The 19,654-nt window shown below is 47.3% G+C and carries 16 protein-coding genes; 8 read left to right on the forward strand and 8 right to left on the reverse strand.

What is annotated here, in order from left to right:
* Positions 1–603 precede the first annotated feature (603 nt).
* The 4 genes from rsmG to asnC all read right to left on the reverse strand — a co-directional run bounded on the left by rsmG (position 604) and on the right by asnC (position 4,624).
* Positions 604–1,224: a 16S rRNA (guanine(527)-N(7))-methyltransferase RsmG gene (gene rsmG / locus RSC70_RS19695; RefSeq protein WP_332543327.1), complete on the reverse strand. Its 621-nt coding sequence runs from the start codon at positions 1,222–1,224 to the stop codon at positions 604–606.
* Between the two features lie 128 nt (positions 1,225–1,352).
* On the reverse strand, positions 1,353–3,242 hold the full coding sequence (gene mnmG, locus RSC70_RS19700) for a tRNA uridine-5-carboxymethylaminomethyl(34) synthesis enzyme MnmG (RefSeq protein ID WP_332543329.1): 1,890 nt from the start codon (positions 3,240–3,242) through the stop codon (positions 1,353–1,355).
* A gap of 386 nt (positions 3,243–3,628) precedes the next feature.
* Positions 3,629–4,072 carry an FMN-binding protein MioC gene (gene mioC / locus RSC70_RS19705; protein ID WP_332543331.1) on the reverse strand — a complete coding sequence of 148 codons (444 nt, stop codon included), beginning with the start codon at positions 4,070–4,072 and terminating at the stop codon, positions 3,629–3,631.
* Positions 4,073–4,162: 90 nt separating this feature from the next.
* Positions 4,163–4,624 (reverse strand): transcriptional regulator AsnC, encoded by a 462-nt coding sequence (gene asnC / locus RSC70_RS19710; protein WP_004093884.1) that lies wholly within the window; start codon positions 4,622–4,624, stop codon positions 4,163–4,165.
* Positions 4,625–4,778: 154 nt separating this feature from the next.
* On the opposite strand from asnC, the gene asnA reads away from it, so the two are divergent.
* Positions 4,779–5,771 carry an aspartate--ammonia ligase gene (asnA, locus tag RSC70_RS19715; protein ID WP_332543333.1) on the forward strand — a complete coding sequence of 331 codons (993 nt, stop codon included), beginning with the start codon at positions 4,779–4,781 and terminating at the stop codon, positions 5,769–5,771.
* Between the two features lie 3 nt (positions 5,772–5,774).
* Here the strand turns inward: asnA and viaA are convergent, their stop codons facing one another.
* Positions 5,775–7,229 carry an ATPase RavA stimulator ViaA gene (gene viaA / locus RSC70_RS19720; protein WP_063586130.1) on the reverse strand — a complete coding sequence of 485 codons (1,455 nt, stop codon included), beginning with the start codon at positions 7,227–7,229 and terminating at the stop codon, positions 5,775–5,777.
* A gap of 1 nt (position 7,230) precedes the next feature.
* On the reverse strand, positions 7,231–8,739 hold the full coding sequence (gene ravA / locus RSC70_RS19725) for an ATPase RavA (RefSeq protein WP_043489942.1): 1,509 nt from the start codon (positions 8,737–8,739) through the stop codon (positions 7,231–7,233).
* A gap of 261 nt (positions 8,740–9,000) precedes the next feature.
* Here ravA and kup point away from each other — a divergent pair, with 261 nt between their 5' ends.
* The 7 genes from kup to rbsR all read left to right on the forward strand — a co-directional run bounded on the left by kup (position 9,001) and on the right by rbsR (position 17,131).
* Positions 9,001–10,869: a low affinity potassium transporter Kup gene (kup, locus tag RSC70_RS19730; protein ID WP_040045295.1), complete on the forward strand. Its 1,869-nt coding sequence runs from the start codon at positions 9,001–9,003 to the stop codon at positions 10,867–10,869.
* A gap of 404 nt (positions 10,870–11,273) precedes the next feature.
* Entirely contained in the window at positions 11,274–11,693 is a 420-nt protein-coding gene (gene rbsD, locus RSC70_RS19735) for a D-ribose pyranase (RefSeq protein WP_040045296.1), read from the forward strand.
* Positions 11,694–11,700: 7 nt separating this feature from the next.
* Positions 11,701–13,206 carry a ribose ABC transporter ATP-binding protein RbsA gene (rbsA, locus tag RSC70_RS19740; protein WP_025797421.1) on the forward strand — a complete coding sequence of 502 codons (1,506 nt, stop codon included), beginning with the start codon at positions 11,701–11,703 and terminating at the stop codon, positions 13,204–13,206.
* Positions 13,207–13,212: 6 nt separating this feature from the next.
* Positions 13,213–14,193 (forward strand): ribose ABC transporter permease, encoded by a 981-nt coding sequence (gene rbsC, locus RSC70_RS19745; RefSeq protein WP_172722229.1) that lies wholly within the window; start codon positions 13,213–13,215, stop codon positions 14,191–14,193.
* Positions 14,194–14,217: 24 nt separating this feature from the next.
* Positions 14,218–15,105, forward strand: coding sequence for a ribose ABC transporter substrate-binding protein RbsB (gene rbsB, locus RSC70_RS19750; RefSeq protein ID WP_025797424.1), 888 nt, complete (start codon positions 14,218–14,220; stop codon positions 15,103–15,105).
* Positions 15,106–15,178: 73 nt separating this feature from the next.
* Positions 15,179–16,102 carry a ribokinase gene (gene rbsK, locus RSC70_RS19755; RefSeq protein WP_332543338.1) on the forward strand — a complete coding sequence of 308 codons (924 nt, stop codon included), beginning with the start codon at positions 15,179–15,181 and terminating at the stop codon, positions 16,100–16,102.
* Positions 16,103–16,129: 27 nt separating this feature from the next.
* Complete coding sequence (gene rbsR, locus RSC70_RS19760) at positions 16,130–17,131, forward strand: ribose operon transcriptional repressor RbsR (RefSeq protein WP_025797428.1); 1,002 nt, start codon at positions 16,130–16,132, stop codon at positions 17,129–17,131.
* Here the strand turns inward: rbsR and mdtD are convergent.
* Positions 17,106–18,545, reverse strand: coding sequence for a multidrug transporter subunit MdtD (gene mdtD, locus RSC70_RS19765; RefSeq protein WP_282808030.1), 1,440 nt, complete (start codon positions 18,543–18,545; stop codon positions 17,106–17,108). The two genes, rbsR and mdtD, sit on opposite strands and share 26 nt — an antisense overlap.
* 11 nt (positions 18,546–18,556) lie before the next feature.
* Entirely contained in the window at positions 18,557–19,249 is a 693-nt protein-coding gene (locus RSC70_RS19770; RefSeq protein WP_063586134.1) for a FadR/GntR family transcriptional regulator, read from the reverse strand.
* Between the last annotated feature and the right edge of the window lie 405 nt (positions 19,250–19,654).

Here is a 19,654-nt window from a genome sequence, read left to right on the forward strand (position 1 = left end):
GATTGAGTGACGTAATAAAACTGCCTTTACGAGGCCGAGTCAAGCTAGAAAAACGAGCAAATTATACGGTGCACAACAACAAATTCAATGGATAAGTAGCGAAAAAGTGAATAATAAATTAAATACTTTCACCTTTTAACGACAATCGCTAAGAATTGTCAGAATACCATATCTCATTGCTTTGTCCGACAATTCCACCGTTACAATATATGAGCGATCACAGATCACAAAAGTAAAAACAGAGAAGTCTTATATACCATGTGGTCTTTACTCTGTTTTAGCTAAATGAGCGCTTTAATTTATTTAAAATCATAAAGTTAAAAATTAAAACTTTAGGCTTCATTTCACAAACCAGAAATAAACATATTATTGACAAACTAGACATCTTTAATTGTTTATTTCTACCTTTAATCCAACTAGAAATAACGCATTTAATTCATTCGAATGCTAAACATACAGTGCGTTCGGTAAGAATATCGTCCTTTAATAGCGCTACTTGTGAAATAAAAGTAAAAAAACAAACCCCATCAGGCTAATAATTTAGCGATTTAATGATTAGTTCTCAGCCGTAACTTTTTTAACTTTTTTTGACAAAAGGCAAAATTAGTTTGCCTTAAGAATAACCAAATGCCTTTCACCATCAAGAGTAGGCACATGCAACCGCTCAACGGATACCAGCTCAATGCCCGAAGGTAACTGCGCCAGTTCGTCATCTGGGCGACCCCCCTTCAACGCATAAAAGCGGCCAGTCTCTGCCTTTGGCAAATGATGACACCAAGAAATCATATCCTGGAGAGAGGCAAATGCGCGGCTAATAACGCCGTCAAACGGTGGCTCAGCGGGGAACTCTTCAACTCGGCTTTGTACCGGCTCGATATTAGTCAGCTTCAGCTCATGCTGCACCTGACGAAGAAAACGCACGCGCTTACCCAAGCTATCGAGAAGAGTGAAATGAGACTCTGGACGAACGATGGCCAGCGGGATCCCAGGAAGACCAGGACCAGTGCCAACATCAATAAAGCGGTCGCCTTTCAGGAAAGGGTTAACCACGATACTGTCGAGAATATGGCGAACTAACATCTCTTTAGGATCGCGGACAGAAGTCAGGTTATAGGCCTTATTCCACTTATCCAACAAACCAACATACCCTAATAGCTGTTGTTTTTGCTGATCGGTTAGCGAAATTCCAGCTTTAGCTAGCAGAGTATCGAGTTGTTTTTGCACTGAAGAATCCTCGGTCAGACATGGGCATCAGCCTTGAAAGGCCTAGCCCAGTATGATGCAGTTAAATCGGAACAGAGTGAAGCATAGCAATAAAAAAACCGCACTGTTTGGTGCGGTTTTAGACAGATTTAAGCGCTACGTCGCAGTAGGCCCTGCTTTTTCAGCCAAATCAGCAAAATTGAGATGGCGGCAGGCGTTATTCCAGAAATACGTGATGCCTGACCAATTGAACTTGGTTTGTGATCGTTAAGCTTCGCAATGACTTCATTAGACAGCCCAGAAACCAACGAATAATCTAAGTCAGCTGGCAGTAACGTATTTTCGTTACGCAGGTGTTTTTCAATTTCTTCCTGCTGGCGAGCAATGTAACCTTCATATTTCACTTGGATCTCGACCTGTTCAGACGCTTTTTCGTCTTCCAAGCTTGGCGCAAACTGAGCAAGTTTGGTCAGTTTTGCATAATCGATCTCAGGACGGCGCAGTAGATCTTCACCGTTAGCTTCACGCGAAAGAGGCGCTTTTAGAATTTCATTCAGCTGAGCAACCTGTCCTGAATTTGGATGAACCCAAATATCACGCAAGCGCTGACGTTCGCGCTCAATATTTTCAAGTTTCTGATTGAAGTGAACCCAACGAACATCATCAACTAAGCCGAGTTCGCGACCGATAGCCGTTAAACGTAAATCGGCGTTGTCTTCACGCAGCATTAAGCGATATTCCGCGCGAGAGGTAAACATTCGATACGGTTCTTTGGTACCCAAAGTACACAGGTCGTCCACCAGCACGCCAAGATACGCTTGATCGCGACGTGGTGACCAGCCTTCATCTTCGTTAGCAAAGCGTCCCGCATTCAGACCCGCCAATAGCCCCTGAGCGGCAGCCTCTTCATAGCCGGTCGTGCCGTTGATCTGCCCCGCAAAGAACAAACCTTGGATATGTTTGCTTTCCAGCGTTGGTTTCAAATCACGTGGATCGAAGAAATCATACTCAATGGCGTAGCCAGGACGAACAATTCGCGCGTTTTCCATACCTTCCATTGAGCGAACGATTTGCATCTGAACGTCAAATGGCAAACTGGTTGAAATCCCGTTTGGATAAATTTCGTTGCTGGTTAGCCCTTCAGGCTCCAGGAAGATCTGATGAGCATTACGATCGGCAAAGCGCATAACTTTGTCTTCGATCGATGGGCAATATCGTGGCCCGATCCCTTCGATGATCCCGGCATACATCGGGCTACGATCCAAATTATTACGGATCACATCATGAGTGCGTTCGTTGGTATGCGTGATGTAACACGGCATTTGCTCTGGATGCTGAGAAGCATTACCCATAAACGAGAATACCGGAGACGGATTATCACCATACTGCGGTGCTAATACGCTGAAATCGATAGTTCTGGCATCAATGCGCGGTGGTGTTCCCGTTTTTAAACGGTTAACGCGCAGTGGTAATTCACGTAGACGACGAGAAAGAGCGATCGCTGGAGGATCGCCTGCACGGCCACCGCTGTAATTTTCCAGACCAATGTGGATCTTCCCATCAAGGAAGGTTCCAACGGTCAATACGACGGCCTTAGCACGGAATTTCAGGCCCATTTGGGTTACCGCACCAACAACACGATCGTTCTCGACAATCAGATCTTCAACCGCTTGTTGGAAGATCATCAGGTTGGGCTGGTTTTCCAATGCGGTGCGTACCGCTTGGCGATACAGAACACGGTCAGCCTGAGCACGAGTCGCTCGAACGGCTGGGCCTTTGCTGCTGTTTAGTATCCTAAACTGAATACCGCCGTGATCAATTGCGGTCGCCATTAAGCCGCCTAACGCATCGACTTCTTTAACCAGATGTCCCTTTCCGATACCACCAATCGCCGGGTTACAAGACATTTGTCCAAGCGTATCAATGTTATGCGTTAATAATAAAGTTTGTCGCCCCATTCTCGCGGACGCCATTGCAGCTTCTGTGCCTGCATGACCACCACCGATAATGATGACGTCAAAGATATCTGGATAAAACATGGTACTGCACCTCGCGAAGACCGGAAGGCTATGAACGATCGTTTTTGCCTTGGGGTGGGGATTCTACTCAAGTTTAGAGGAAGGTCAAACGGGTAGGAGAATCACTAAGTATTAAAAAGATCTTTTTATTTAAGGATCTCTTTATTAGATCTTACTACTAGGATCGCGATCCTCTGTGGATAAGCCTAATTTCGACATTAAGATCAATATCCTATTAAGGATCATTGGTTGTGGATGATCGGTGATCCCATTCCGTATAAGCTGGGATCTAAATGGCACTTTATACACAGGCTGAAAAACGTACTCCGGTTGTTATTGGGATAACTACCGGTTATCAGACCCTTTTAAGCCTACTTATCCACATACCGATCGCACAATTTGTACGCTTAATTGATAACTTTGACCCATTTCGTGAGCCAAATCTCAGCGGGATCCTCTGGAATATCGTGTTTGGTAATATCGATCTCTAGCATATCGCCGATCCGTTGAGCACCAAATGCGATCAATATACCATCGACAGTTTTGATCCCTCCACAGAAGGTGTCGTATTCACTACTACCGAGACCAATTGCGCCAAAACGAACCTGAGTAAGATCCGGCTGCTGTGTTTCAATCTGTTCGAATAAAGGTTGGAGGTTATCGGGAAGCTCACCAGCACCATGCGTTGACGTCACCACCAGCCAAATGCCTTGCAAGGGAACTTCATCGAGTTCTGGGCCATGCAGTATCTCAGTGGAATAGCCCTGTTCTTCCAGCTTTTCAGCCAGATGTTCAGCAACATATTCAGCGCTACCTAAGGTACTGCCACTGATGAGAGTAATATCAGCCATAATGATCCCAACCTTTATAAAGGCGGCTATTGTACGCCGGGAAAGGGCTGGGATCTACCTGTGGATAATGTGGGTATGAAAGAAAATAACTTAGGGCGTAATATCGCGCATGATGGGATTCTGCAAGGAGATCAGCGTTTCCGTAGATTGGATCTCGTCGATGGTCTGGATCTTGTTGATAAGTACGTGTTGGAGTGCATCAATTGATCGTGTCATGACCTTAATAAAGATGCTGTAGTGCCCCGTCGTGTAATAAGCTTCAACCACTTCTTCTAAACTCTCCAACCGTGCTAATGCAGATGGATAGTCTTTGGCACTTTTCAAAATGATGCCTATAAAGCAGCAAACATCGTAACCCAGCTTCTTTGGGCTCACCTGTATACAGGCTCCGGTAATAATTCCCGCCTGCTTCATTTTCTCTACGCGAACATGAATGGTGCCTGGACTCACGTTGAAGACTTTGGCTAATTCAGCGTATGGCGTGCGTGCATTTTCCATTAAAGCGTTAAGAATGCCGCGATCGAGATTATCGATCTGGTAAATTTCTGCCAATTTATCACCTCTTTTTTAGCGATTAGTTATTTTTAACGGGTTAAAAATGATGGAATAAAACCTAAAAGGCAATATTTATTGTTGGATATTGAATCTTGATGCCATTCTGTTGCTTAATCTGTTTTAACAAAGACAGGTTAATGTGAGAACGGCAATGAAAAAACAATTTATACAAAAACAACAACAAATCAGCTTCGTGAAATCTTCCTTCTCTCGCCAGCTGGAAAAACAGCTTGGTTTAATTGAAGTTCAAGCGCCTATTCTGAGCCGCTTAGGTGATGGTACTCAGGATAACCTGTCTGGCAGCGAAAAAGCGGTACAGGTAAAAGTGAAGACGTTGCCGCAAGATACGTTTGAAGTTGTGCATTCTCTGGCTAAGTGGAAACGTAAAACCTTGGGTATGCACGATTTTGGCCCAGGTGAAGGCTTATACACCCACATGAAAGCGCTGCGCCCAGACGAAGACCGTCTGACACCAATCCACTCGGTTTTCGTTGACCAGTGGGACTGGGAACGCGTTATGGGCGATGGCCAGCGTACGCCTGAGTTTTTAAAAGAAACCGTAGGTAAAATTTACGCCGCAATGAAAGCAACTGAAGCAGAAGTTGCCGCTGAATTTGGCATCGAACCTTCTTTGCCAGAAGAGATCCATTTTATCCACAGCGAAACACTGCTGCGCCGTTTCCCCGATCTGGATGCAAAAGGCCGTGAACGTGCCATTGCGAAAGAATTAGGGGCGGTATTCTTGATTGGTATTGGTGGAAAGCTATCGCACGGCAAAGCGCATGATGTTCGTGCTCCAGACTATGATGACTGGACGTCGATTGGCGAAGAAGGGTTTGCTGGTTTGAACGGCGATATCGTGGTGTGGAACCCTGTGTTAGAAGATGCGTTCGAGCTTTCTTCTATGGGCATCCGCGTTGACGCGGAAACGCTGAAGCGCCAGCTGGCACTGACCGACGACGAAGAGCGTATGAAGCTAGAATGGCATCAGTCGCTGGTTCGCGGTGAAATGCCACAGACTATCGGCGGTGGCATTGGCCAGTCTCGCTTGGTGATGCTGATGCTAAAACAGCAGCATATCGGTCAGGTACAGTGCGGTGTTTGGGCTCCAGAAGTTCGCGCTCAAATTGACTCGCTTCTCTAAGCATTAACGCTTCCAGCGCCGTAACAGGCGCCCTTTGATCCCGGTGTTAAAGCGCCAGATATGATCAAAGATCTTCATAATGCCGGGTTTTCCGTGCTCAGACATAGCCACTGCGTGAAAACAGTGGCTATTGTTTTGCTGCAGCTGGCGAACCTGTTTCACCATATCCTCTGGCAGTCGTTGCGCGATAAAATCAGAGATAACCACGGCATCAGCCTGCTTCCACGCCGATTGTTTCATCATCGCCACGGTATACGATAAGCACTGGGCCAAATCAGTCCCGCCACGAAAGCGCTGTGATAAAAATCGAATAGCCTGATCGATGCCTGAGTCTGCGGTAAGTTCATACTGCACCACGCTGCTGGAAAAAAGCATGATGTAGCAGCGGCGATTATCGGCAAGTGCCACCCGCAGCAGTGCTAAACAGAATGCTTTGGCACACTGTTCGTTGAATCCGCCCATGGAACCCGATGTATCCACGCAGACGATAAAAGGGCCTCGCGGCTGTTGATGGGTTTTTTGATAGGTGATCGGACGCTGAAATTCTTGCTCACGCCAAACATCGCCTTGTAGGCGGTAGCTGAGTAGGCGTTTCTCCAGCAATCGACGGTAGAACTCAAACTCCAGCTCTTCCATTCCTAGCATCGAGAGTTCAGTCGGCAGAAGACGTAAAATATCGTCGCTTTGGTGAATCCCGCTGACTTCTTCAGGCATGATGGCGGGCTCACGTACCATGACTCGAGCGACTTCTTGCTCGGTGCTTTGCTTATCTTCAGCGGTTGATGCGCGGCTGCGACCGAGCTGCTCTGCCAGTTTTTTCAATTCAGGCTGCTGAGCTAAGAAATCGCCATATTGCACCATGAGCTGATAATCGCCGTGGTGTAACTCTCCTTTACTTAAGTCCCACAGCTTGCCGGCCGCGTTTTCGTTATCGACTAATACCGGCTCCAGCGCCCCGCTGATTTGCATACGCTGCTGTAACTCGGCTTGTAACAGCTCTCGCTCTTCATCTAAGACCTGATGATGAAGCGTTAGGGTGCGGGCGATCAGGCTTAGTCTCCAACGCTGTAAGAACAACGTTTGAAAGCTAATGCTGCGCGGCGTGGCGCCATCGGGACAAAGTGATTCGGCTTCATAGATAAAAGGCGATTCATGCTCACGTAATATGGCTAGTGTCTCGGATAGTTGCTGAAAGAAATCTGCGCTCTGAAGCCCTAACTGATGCTGATAAAGCGTGAACTCATGCGCAAGATCCTCCGGTACGGAGGTTTCTTTGATCCTCCTTTCCAGCCGATTGCGCCAGCTTGGGATCTCGCCCTCAAGGATCGAACGTAAGCGTGGGAATTTTTCAAAGAAAACCGCCAGCTGTGGGGCGGCCATCAAACCAATCAGAAAATCCTGCATCAGTTCGTTTTCATTGACCACCAAAAAGGCTTCAACAGCTTCAAGAGTTGGCATATTACGCGCCTCTTAGCGTAGCTTTCAGCGTGCGTAGCTTTTCATCGATGCTCGCTAGACTGGCTTCAATTTGGGCTAGCCAATCGCTGCTTACGAATAGGCAAGGTTGATGAGAGGCAAAAAGGCGTCGCTGTTCGCTCAGCGTATTTTCGATCTGTTGGATTTTCTCCTGAATATCGGCAGGAATATCTCCATTTTTTTTACCTGGCAGCGAAAGCATGGTGGTTTGATAGCTAACATCTCTTATTTGTAACTGGTGCTTATCGTCGAGAGTGATATCAATCGGTAAAGCAAAACCAATGCCGTTAAGCTTGGCGCGGAATTCTCCACCCTTTTGTAACCAGCGTGAGAGATCGCCTGAGTCGGTAACGATATGGGTCACCTGCATATCATGAATTTTTAACGGTTTGAACAGCATTAAGGTGACTTTGCCAACGGGGAAATCATCCGGCAGAGAGTGTGCCTGTTTACGGTTAAACAGCCCTGTTTTCACCGGTAGCGTCATGGCCTGTTGCTGGCTTTGTTCTTGTTGAGACTGAAGCCAGCTCGCTTCCGTTTGCTGTAGCTGCAATAGCAGGCTTTGTTGTTGATAAGCCTGATCGGTCAACATTTGTTGAATCTGCTGGTTAAGCATCTGGCGAGAGGCGAAATCATGCCATAGGCAGTCTTTCAGCAAAATGAGATCAAGCGGGGCCAGTTCGGTGCGGCCACTAAAGAATGCGCAGGCTTGAAGAAGGCGCAGCGCTTTTTTCCAACGACGGTCAGAGATATATGGCGCATCGTCTAAGATATTGATTCGTTGACGCAGTTGATAGATGAGCTCAAAGCAGTGGGTCGAGAGCGCTACTTTGCCGATCTGTGGCTGCCAAGCATGAAACTCTTCGTCCGAAATACTTAATGCTTCGGGTACTGGGTTCGCGTTCTCGTCTTGGCTGCTGGTGATTAAGGCACGGAAGTTCTGTTTCTCTTGCACCTTATCTAGCCACAAACGAATAAGCATGCGGTCATAGAGTGCTTCTAAGCTGCTGTCTGATTCTGGCAACTCATTCGATGCAGTGACTAACAGGCGCATTGGAATGGCTTCTTCACTGTCGCCATTTCTAAAACGGCGCTCGTTAATCGCAGTCAGAAGCGTATTCAGGATAGCAGGGCCCGCTTTCCAAATTTCATCCAAGAAAACAATTTCAGCTTCGGGCAAATAGCCGTGGGTTAAGCGCAGGTAACGCCCCTCGTCTTTCAGCGCCTGAATTGATAATGGGCCAAACACTTCTTCTGGGGTGGAGAAGCGGGTCATGAGATATTCAAAAGCGCGTGCATGGCGAAATGCAAATTTTAAACGGCGAGCGATAAGGCTTTTTGCAATCCCCGGAGGGCCTAGCAAAAATACGCTTTCACCGCATAGGGCGGCCAGTAAACAGAGCCGTATGGCCTCTTGTCGTTCGTAAAGTCCATTTTCCAAAGCATGGCTTAATCGCGAAATACGTTCGGCCAATTGGCTAGATTGCGTCATAATAGTCCCATTCATAACAAGGATTGTTTTGTTTTATCGACTTCTTGGAGCGTTGACCAGCTTTATTTCATTGCTTAGCTTGTTGATTTTTTTAAAGCTTTCTAAGCTTGTTATATGCCGGTTTTCACAGGCTCAGTCATATTTCCTTTAATCTAAATAGTAGGAAATTGTGCTGATTTATGCATACTGTGCGTTTTTTATGAGCGCTCGGTCTGTCAGTACGCGCATCGCTTATAGATGTTCCAGCAAAAGAAACAAGTTATGAGTTCAGAGCATAAACGTTCATTAACGACAGTCACACTGGCCGCTATCGGCGTAGTGTATGGCGATATAGGTACAAGTCCTTTATATACCTTACGCGAGTGTTTTTCTGGTCACTACGGTTTTAATGTTGAGCCAGAAATTGTATTTGGTTTTCTATCACTGATTTTCTGGATGCAGATCCTTATTGTATCCCTTAAATACCTGACTTTTGTCATGCGCGCAGATAATGCGGGTGAAGGTGGGATATTAACCCTGATGTCATTAGCTGGGCGTAATACCGCGCCTAAAGTGACTGCTATTTTAGTGATCTTGGGGTTAATAGGCGGCAGCTTCTTCTATGGGGAAGTGGTGATTACGCCTGCAATTTCAGTGATGTCAGCGATAGAAGGCCTTGAGATAGCGGCACCGTCGCTTGATCCTTACATCGTCCCTCTCTCTATATTCGTTCTCACCATCCTGTTTTTCATTCAAAAACATGGAACGGGAAGCATCGGTAAGCTGTTTGCGCCGGTGATGGTGCTGTGGTTCCTGACGTTGGCCATTCTTGGCGCGCGCAGCATCATGGATAACCCTGCGGTGCTGACGGCATTAAATCCGAAATGGGCGATTGGGTTCTTCGTTGAACATCGTTCCATGGCGTTCTTTGCGCTGGGCGCGGTTGTATTGTCGATTACCGGCGTTGAAGCGCTGTATGCCGATATGGGGCACTTCGGTAAGAAGCCTATTCGTTTAGCATGGTTCTTCTTTGTCATTCCATCGCTGATCCTGAACTATTTTGGGCAAGGCGCATTACTGCTGAAAAACCCTGAAGCGATCAAAAACCCGTTCTTCTTGTTAGCACCGGATTGGGCATTAATCCCGCTTCTTATTTTGGCAACCTTTGCGACCGTTATTGCCTCGCAGGCAGTTATCTCTGGCGTATTCTCATTAACCCGCCAAGCTGTTCGCTTGGGTTATCTGCCGCCGATGCGAATTATTCATACGTCGGATATGGAAGCTGGGCAGATATATATCCCTGCGATAAACTGGGCGTTGTATATCTCAGTGGTGATTGTGATTGCCAGCTTTGAGCATTCCAGTAATCTGGCCGCGGCCTACGGGATCGCGGTAACAGGCACCATGGTATTAACCAGTATTCTCAGCTGTACCGTGGCGGTGAAAAACTGGCACTGGAATCGTTTCGTGGTGATGATCCTGATTGCTGGATTGCTATGCATGGACATACCGCTATTTACCGCTAATGCCCTGAAGTTCTTCTCGGGTGGTTGGTTGCCGCTTGCCCTTGGTCTGGTGATGTTTATCATCATGACGACATGGAAAAGCGAGCGTTTCCGTTTGTTGCGCCGCTTGCATGAACACGGCAATTCTCTGGAAGCAATGATTGCATCGCTAGAGAAATCACCGCCAGTGCGTGTGCTAGGAACGGCTGTGTATATGTCGCGTGCGATGAACGTTATTCCTTTCGCGTTGCTGCATAACCTGAAACATAACAAGGTGCTGCATGAGCGAGTGATCTTACTGACGCTCCGCACGGAAGATGCACCTTATGTGCACAACGTTCGTCGTGTCACCATTGAGCAACTTTCCCCGACTTTCTGGCGTGTCGTTGCTAGCTATGGCTTTAAAGAAACGCCAAACGTGGAGGAAATCTTCCATCGTTGCGGATTAGAAGGTCTACCGTGCCGGATGATGGAAACATCGTTCTTCATGTCACACGAATCGCTGATCTTAGGCAAACGACCTTGGTATCTGAAAGCGCGTGGCAAACTGTTTATGGCATTAAGCCGAAATGCGTTACAGGCTGCTGACCAATTTGAGATCCCGCCAAACCGAGTTATTGAGCTTGGAACGCAGGTGGAGATATAGGCAGATTGGTGAAATGTCTTTGAATAAAAGCGTAGACAGAGCAGCGGCAACAGGACGTTGCCGCTAGGGGAGGAGGCGCCAAGGAATGGCGCATGCCGACCCGGCGCGAAAATGCCATCTCGGATAAAGAGCGCGGGTTAAGGGGGAACGCTCTGGTTCCCCCTTATCGGACGCCTACTTTAGAAGCTTCATAGAGATGCTAAGATTGTAGGCGTTCGAAATATCTACGAATCTCAGCATATTTATTCTTTGTCCTTCCTTATACAAATTATCAAAATCCGCTGAAACGCTTCTGCTATCGAAACGTTTCGATAACGATCACAAATCTCAAATTTATTAGTTGCCAGTCATTCATTAGCACCTAGAATTCTTGCAAGCGAAACGTTTCGCTGATGGAGCAGAAAATGAAAAAAGGCACCTTACTCAATTCCGAGATTTCTTATCTCATCTCTCGTTTAGGTCATACCGACGCCATTGTGGTGGGTGATGCGGGGCTTCCGATCCCTGATTCAACTCAACGTATCGATTTGGCGTTAACCCACGGTGTTCCTAGTTTTCTTCAGGTTGTGGGTGTGATTACACAAGAAATGCAGGTTGAAAAAGCGGTTATTGCGCAAGAGATGCCGGGCAAAAACGCCGAAATCCATCAGCAGTTATTAGCTAATTTGAAACAACTCGAACAACACCAGGGAAATACCATCACGGTGGAGTATGTCAGCCATGAGCAATTTAAAGTGCTGAGCTCCACCAGTAAGGCGGTGATCCGCAGCGGAGAGTGTTCTCCGTATGCGAATGTGCTGCTTTATTCTGGCGTAACCTTCTGAGGCCGCTATGCAACCGTTATTAGCCTTAAAAGGCATTGATAAAAGCTTTCCCGGCGTTAAAGCCCTATCAGGTGCTGCGCTAAATGTTTATCCCGGACGTGTCATGGCGTTAGTGGGTGAAAACGGCGCGGGAAAGTCCACCATGATGAAGGTTCTCACCGGTATCTATCAAAAAGATGCGGGCACCCAAAACTTCCTCGGAAAAGAGGTTACGTTTAACGGCCCTAAATCTTCTCAGGAAGCGGGTATCGGCATCATCCATCAAGAGCTCAACCTCATTCCACAACTCACCATTGCCGAGAATATTTTCTTAGGCCGTGAGTTTGTGAATCGTTTGGGCTGTATTGATTGGAAAAAAATGTATGCCGAAGCGGACAAATTGCTGGCTCGCCTCAATATCAGCTACAGCAGCCATCGGCTGGTGGGCGATTTATCCATTGGCGATCAGCAAATGGTAGAAATTGCTAAGGTGCTGAGCTTTGAATCTAAAGTCATCATCATGGATGAACCTACCGATGCTCTGACAGACACAGAAACCGAGTCCCTATTCAAAGTGATTCGGGAGCTGAAGGCTGAAGGCCGTGGCATCGTTTATATCTCCCACCGTCTAAAAGAAATCTTTGAAATTTGCGATGACGTCACGATTTTCCGTGACGGTCAGTTCATTGCTGAACGTCCGGTTAGTGAGCTACAAGAAGATTCACTGATTGAGATGATGGTTGGCCGCAAATTGGAAGAACAGTACCCGCGTTTGAATCAGCCACGCGGTGAATTACGTTTGCAGGTAAAAGGCTTGTATGGGCCTGGCGTTGAAAACGTCAGTTTCGATCTGTATCGCGGCGAGATTCTCGGTGTTTCTGGCCTGATGGGTGCAGGGCGTACCGAATTAATGAAAATCCTGTACGGTGCGTTACCGCGCAAACAGGGTTTTGTCACGCTTGATGGGCGTGAGGTGGTAACACACTCACCGCAGGATGGTTTGGCAAACGGTATTGTTTATATATCTGAAGACCGTAAACGCGATGGCCTTGTGCTGGGAATGTCAGTGAAAGAGAACATGTCTCTCACTGCATTACGCTATTTCAGCCGAGCGAATGGTTCTCTAAAGCATGCTGAAGAGCAGGAAGCCGTTAGCGACTTTATGCGTCTGTTTAATGTGAAAACGCCGTCGATGGATCAGCCAATTGGTTTACTCTCCGGCGGCAATCAGCAAAAAGTGGCGATTGCTCGCGGGCTGATGACGCGTCCAAAAGTGCTGATTCTTGATGAGCCAACGCGTGGCGTCGATGTCGGGGCTAAAAAAGAGATTTACCAACTTATTAACCAGTTCAAACAAGAAGGGCTAAGCATCATTTTGGTCTCCTCTGAAATGCCAGAAGTACTTGGTATGAGTGACCGCATTCTGGTGATGCATGATGGCCATCTCAGTGGGGAATTCCCAATTGAACAGGCAACCCAAGAAGTGCTGATGGCAGCCGCCGTTGGCAAGCAATACGGCGTGAAGCAGGAGTAATCGCAGATGAACACCCAGACAACCCAGAAGCAAGGTGGGTTTAATAAAGATCAGTTAAAAACATTATTGCTGGAGCAAAAGTCGCTGATCGCCCTGCTGGTGCTGATTGCGGTTGTATCCTCAATGAGCCCGAATTTCTTTACGCTCAATAACCTCTTCAACATTTTGCAGCAAACATCGGTCAACGCCATCATGGCGGTGGGGATGACGCTGGTGATCCTAACATCAGGCATTGATTTATCGGTCGGATCGTTACTGGCGATCACCGGGGCCGTTGCCGCTTCTATTGTTGGGCTTGAGGTTAACGCCTTTGTGGCGGTATTTGCTGCTCTGGCACTCGGCGCCGCTATCGGTGGATGTACGGGGGTTATTGTCGCCAAAGGCAAAGTGCAGGCCTTTATTGCAACGTTAGTCATGATGTTGCTGCTGCGCGGTGTGACCATGGTCTATACCAACGGTAGCCCAATAAACACCGGCTTCTCGGATGCGGCAGATCTGTTCGGTTGGTTCGGTATTGGCCGCCCTCTAGGGATCCCAACCCCAATCTGGTTGATGGTTATTGTGTTCGCTCTGGCATGGTACATGCTGCATCACACGCGCCTTGGCCGCTATATCTATGCGTTGGGTGGCAATGAGTCGGCAACCCGCCTGTCAGGTATTAGCGTTGACCGTGTAAAAATTATTGTTTATTCGCTGTGTGGTTTGCTCTCTGCTCTGGCTGGTGTTATCGAGGTTGCTCGTCTTTCCTCAGCACAGCCAACGGCGGGTACAGGCTATGAGTTGGATGCTATTGCCGCCGTTGTACTGGGAGGAACCAGTTTGGCGGGTGGTAAAGGCCGCATTATGGGGACATTGATCGGCGCATTGATCTTAGGTTTCCTGAATAATGGTCTGAACTTACTGGGTGTTTCGTCTTACTACCAAATGATCGTTAAAGCAGTGGTTATCTTGCTGGCGGTTCTGGTAGACAACAAAAGCAACAAATAATCTCCCCTACAGGAAACGACGATAATGAATATGAAAAAACTGGCAACATTGATCTCCGCTGCGGCTTTAAGTGCAACTCTGAGCGCAAATGCGATGGCGCAAGATACTATCGCGCTGGTGGTATCCACGCTGAATAACCCGTTCTTTGTTTCCATGAAAGACGGTGCGCAGAAAGAAGCCGATAAATTAGGCTACAAGCTGGTGATTTTGGATTCTCAGAATAACCCAGCGAAAGAGCTGGCTAACGTACAGGACTTAACCGTACGTGGCACCAAACTGATGCTGATTAACCCAACGGACTCTGATGCAGTGGGTAATGCGATTCTGATGGCTAATCAGGCTAAAATCCCTGTTATTACTCTGGACCGCGCGGCGAATAAAGGCGTTGTAGTCAGCCATATCGCTTCTGATAACGCTGCTGGTGGTAAGGCCGCGGGTGAATTTATCGCCAAGAAATTGGGTGATAATGCCAAAGTTATTCAGTTAGAAGGCATTGCAGGAACGTCTGCTGCGCGTGAACGTGGCGAAGGTTTCAAGCAAGCGCAGGAAGAACACAAATTCAATATGCTGGCCAGCCAGCCTGCTGACTTTGACCGTACCAAGGGCTTGAACGTTATGCAGAACCTGCTAACGGCACATCCACAGGTACAAGCAGTGTTTGCACAGAACGATGAAATGGCTTTAGGCGCACTGCGTGCGTTGCAAACTGCGGGTAAGGCTGATGTGCTGGTGGTCGGTTTTGACGGCACCGCAGACGGCGTGAAAGCGGTTCAGCGCGGCAAACTGGGCGCAACTGTTGCTCAACAGCCTGAGCAAATTGGCGTGATTGGCGTAGAAACAGCAGATAAAGTATTGAAAGGCGAAAAAGTGCCAGCCAATATTCCTGTTGAGCTGAAACTGGTTACCGAGTAATCCAGTTACCAAGTAATACAATAGCGCCGCTGCAGGTCCCCTGTGGTGGCGTACATTTAAGGGATTGAGCAAGATGCAAAAAGGCAAACTGGTGGTGTTGGGCAGTATTAATGCTGATCATATCCTAAATATCGAGCATTTCCCGCGTCCGGGAGAAACCGTTTTAGGTCAGCAGTATAAAGTGGCTTTTGGTGGTAAAGGTGCTAACCAAGCGGTAGCTGCCGGTCGTAGTGGTGCCGATATTTCCTTTATTGCTTGCGTCGGTCAGGATGACATTGGTGAACGTATTCGCCAGCAACTCTCTAGCGATAGTATCAATACTCAAGCCATTGAAGCTATTGACGGTGAAACCACCGGCGTTGCGCTGATTTTTGTTAATCAGGAAGGAGAGAACGTGATTGGGATTAGCGCGGGCGCTAACGCCGCGGTAACGCCTGATTACTTATCTAAGCATCAAAAGCTGATTGAAGATGCCGATGCATTGCTTATGCAGTTAGAGTCGCCATTAGAAACGGTTATGGCAGCGGCTCAATTAGCGCGTAAGCATAATACGCAGGTTATATTGAACCCGGCACCAGCTCGCGAACTGCCTGATGACTTACTCGCTAATATTGACGTCATCACGCCCAATGAGACAGAAGCTGAAAAGCTAACGGGTATTACAATTGAAGATGATGCGAGTGCTCAGCGTGCCGCTGAGGTTCTGCATCAAAAAGGTATTAAAACCGTGTTGATTACCTTGGGAAGCCGAGGCGTATGGTTGAGCCAAAATCAACAAGGTAAAACGATTTCAGGGTTTAAAGTAAAAGCCGTTGATACTATCGCTGCGGGCGATACATTTAATGGTGCTTTGGTGACAGCTTTGCTGGAAGGCACTGAAATGAACGCCGCCGTGCGTTTTGCTCATGCAGCTGCCGCTATCGCCGTGACGCGTGAGGGTGCTCAACCTTCCGTTCCTTGGCGCAAAGAGATCGATTCTTTTCTCCAGTCACATTAAGAGTCGCAGTATTAGGAGTAGCTCTGAGTGACCACCATGAAAGACGTCGCCCGCTTAGCGGGCGTATCAACCTCAACAGTTTCTCATGTCATCAATAACAACCGCTTTGTCAGCGACAGCGTGCGTGACAAAGTGTTGTCTGCGGTACAAGAGCTTAACTACGCCCCTTCTGCTTTAGCGCGCAGTTTGAAGCTGAATCAAACTCGAACCATTGGCATGCTGGTGACAACCAGTAACAACCCCTTCTTTGCTGAAGTGGTACGCGGCGTTGAGCGTAGCTGCTACGAGCGCGGCTATAGTTTGATTTTATGTAATACCGAAGGTGATTTGGCTCGTATGAATCAGAGCCTTGAAACTCTGCTACAAAAGCGAGTTGATGGGCTATTGATGATGTGCACCGAAAGCTATCGTCCTGCGCGCGAAATGCTGAGCCGATATCCATCGCTTCCCACCGTGATGATGGATTGGGCCGTCTTTGATGGCCCGAATGATGTTATTCAAGATAACTCGTTTCTCGGCGGGAAAATTGCGACACGTCATCTGTTAGATAGAGGCTATACCAAGATTGCCTGTATTGCGGGGCCAAAAGATAAAACGCCGGCTTGGGAACGTTTGGAAGGTTACCGTTATGAAATGCAGCAGGCAGGCATTGCGATCCCTGATGAATACGTAATATTTGGTGATTTTGAATTTTCTGGCGGTGTTGATGCCATGAATCAGCTGCTTGCTCTACCAGAACCACCGCATGCTGTTTTCACGGGTAATGATGCTATGGCGGTTGGTGTTTATCAGGCGTTGTACCGAGCCGGTCTTAAAGTTGGTTGCGATGTGGCCGTAGTTGGCTACGACGATATTGAAATGTCGCAATACCTTTCTCCGCCGTTAACCACTATTCACCAGCCCAAAGATGAGCTGGGTGAATTGGCAGTCGATACGCTTTTACATCGTCTTATGCATCTTGATCTCGAACCGCAAACTCTGGTTTTAACGCCAGAGTTAATGGTTAGGGATTCTGTTGGGCAGATTTAGCATCACGGCTTTTTCTACGCAGCTGCGCTTTACGTCCTTTGATAAGGGAATCGCCATCGGTAGGGCGCAGCATTAAGAAGATTAACGCAGAGAAAATAGTGACTACGCCCATAGTAATAAAGGTGTAGTGGAAGTGATCGACTAACGAGCCAAATGACAGGGAGTCATAGAATCTCAACACGGCAGCGCTGACTGCAACCCCAAAGCTAATTGATAGCTGCTGAGTTACCGCGAGAACGCTATTACCCGCGCTGGCGTTCTTATCGGTTAAATCACCCAATGAAATAGTATTCATCGATGTGAACTGCGTCGACATCACCATCCCTAGCAAGAATAACGGCAAAACCAGCATCCATAACGGCATGTCAGGATCTTGCAGTGAAAATTGAGCAATCATCACTCCAATAATCATCGTTACGCAGACCAACGTTTTACGATAGCCAAATCGACGTAATACACCGGTTACGGTTGATTTAGCAATGATCGAACCTATCGCCGTTGGCGCCATCATACAGCCAGCAATAATGGCTGAATACCCAAAACCAACCTGCAACATTAATGGCATTAAGAACGGGATACATCCCGTACCCAGCCGAGAAGCTACGTTACCTACGATGCCGATAGAGAATGTTCGCGTTTTAAAGAGCGGCAAATCAATTAGCGGCTGCGGATGGCGACGGGCATGCAGAACATAGGTAAATAGTAGAGCAATGCCAGCAAACAGAATCAGCCAAGCATAGATGACAGGCAGCACGTTCTCGCCAAAAAGCTCCATACCTGTAGAGAGACAAACCAGACTCAGCCCAAAAATTAAGAAGCCAATATAGTCGAAGCGTCGGGTTGGGGTCTTGAAATCAGGCATATAGCGGCGGGCGTAAAAAATGCCTGCAACACCAATAGGAATATTGATTAGGAATATCCAATGCCAGGTCGCCACGGTGACTAGCCAGCCACCGAGCATCGGCCCGATAACCGGCCCTATCAGCCCTGGCATCGTGACAAAGTTCAAGACCGGTAATAATTCACTGCGAGGGTAGGCGCGTAGTAGTGCTAATCGCGCAACCGGCATCATCATTGCGCCGCCAATACCTTGAAGCACGCGTGAGCAGACTAGCATCGTCAGGGTACCTGACAATGCACAGGAGAGAGAACCAAGAGAAAACAGAGAAACCGCGAAGATAAAGACTTTGCGGGTACCAAATCTATCAGCAACCCACCCGCTGACGGGAATTAACATCGCAACTGTCAGCGTATAGCTGATAATGGCAGATTGCATGGCCAGCGGGGAGCGATCCAAACTACGCGCAATAGAGGGAATAGCCGTATTCAGAATGGTTGCGTCTAAGGCTTGCATGAAAAAAGCCATGGCGGCAATCCAAGGTAAGCCAGCCATACTACGGGCAGTTTTTGTCATAGGTATACCGTTTAGTCGTGTTTTTGTCCTAGCAGAGCCTGACAGGAAATAAATGCATCCATACTGTTTCCAGTCAAAATTGCATCAACAATAGCCTGATGAAGACTGAGCTTTATGACTTCATCACCGGTAATTGCGCGGAAATAGCTTTGGTAAACTGAGCTGAATAGATTGGCGAATGATGTCAGGAAAGGATTCGCACTGGCTTTATAGATAAGCTGGTGGAATTGAACGTCAACTTTGATCCAGCGCTCGCGGTCAAAGCGGTTATTCAATTCGCGCATTTCTTCCATTAATTCATTGAGCTCGGCTTTCTGCTCTTCAGAGGCATGAAGTGCTGCTAATAGACAGGCTTGTGGTTCCAAAGCATTCCGTAGAACTAAAAAGTGTTCTTTTACATGCTCGAAATTCTCACGGGTTAGCCACCACGTTAATAACTCCTGATCTAAGAAGTTCCAGTTACTACTTGGCATAACGCGAGTACCAATTCTTGGGCGAGGCAATACCATCCCTTTAGCTGCCAGCATTTTTACTGCTTCACGAACGGCAGTACGGCTGACACCATAAATATCTCCAAGCTCGAGCTCCCCTGGCAGGATGCTGCCTGCCTTATATTCTCCAGAGAGAATACGCTGACCGATCTTTTCTGCTAAGAGATAAGAAAGGTTGCGTTGTGCAGCTTGTTGTTGTGCGTTGAGTTGCATGGCTTTAGGTCCTATCTGGCATTATTACCCTTGTTTCACTCTTATTTTATCCTACAAAAGCAAACCGCAATGTCTTTATTAGGTTAAAAGTGGCGCGTATTTTACGTTTTTTAAGCTTAATGTTGAAATATTATGCATTCAGAATGTTTTCTGAAATAAACACTTGTCACCTGCTGAGAAGTCCCTATAATGCGCCACCACTGACCGGGAATAACGATGCAAACATCGCTTGGCTAGTAAGAAGATTTAATGAGTTATGCAGTTTGTTGAAAAATAAATGCTTGACTCTTCGGGCTAAAAGCGTAGTATACGCAGCCCACGCCAATGAGAACTTATCTTTAATTGGCGTCGCTCTTTAACAATTTATCAGACAATCTGTGTGGGCACTCACAAGACAATATCTAA

This window comes from Hafnia sp. (assembly GCF_036648275.1).
Lineage (GTDB): Bacteria > Pseudomonadota > Gammaproteobacteria > Enterobacterales > Enterobacteriaceae > Hafnia > Hafnia alvei.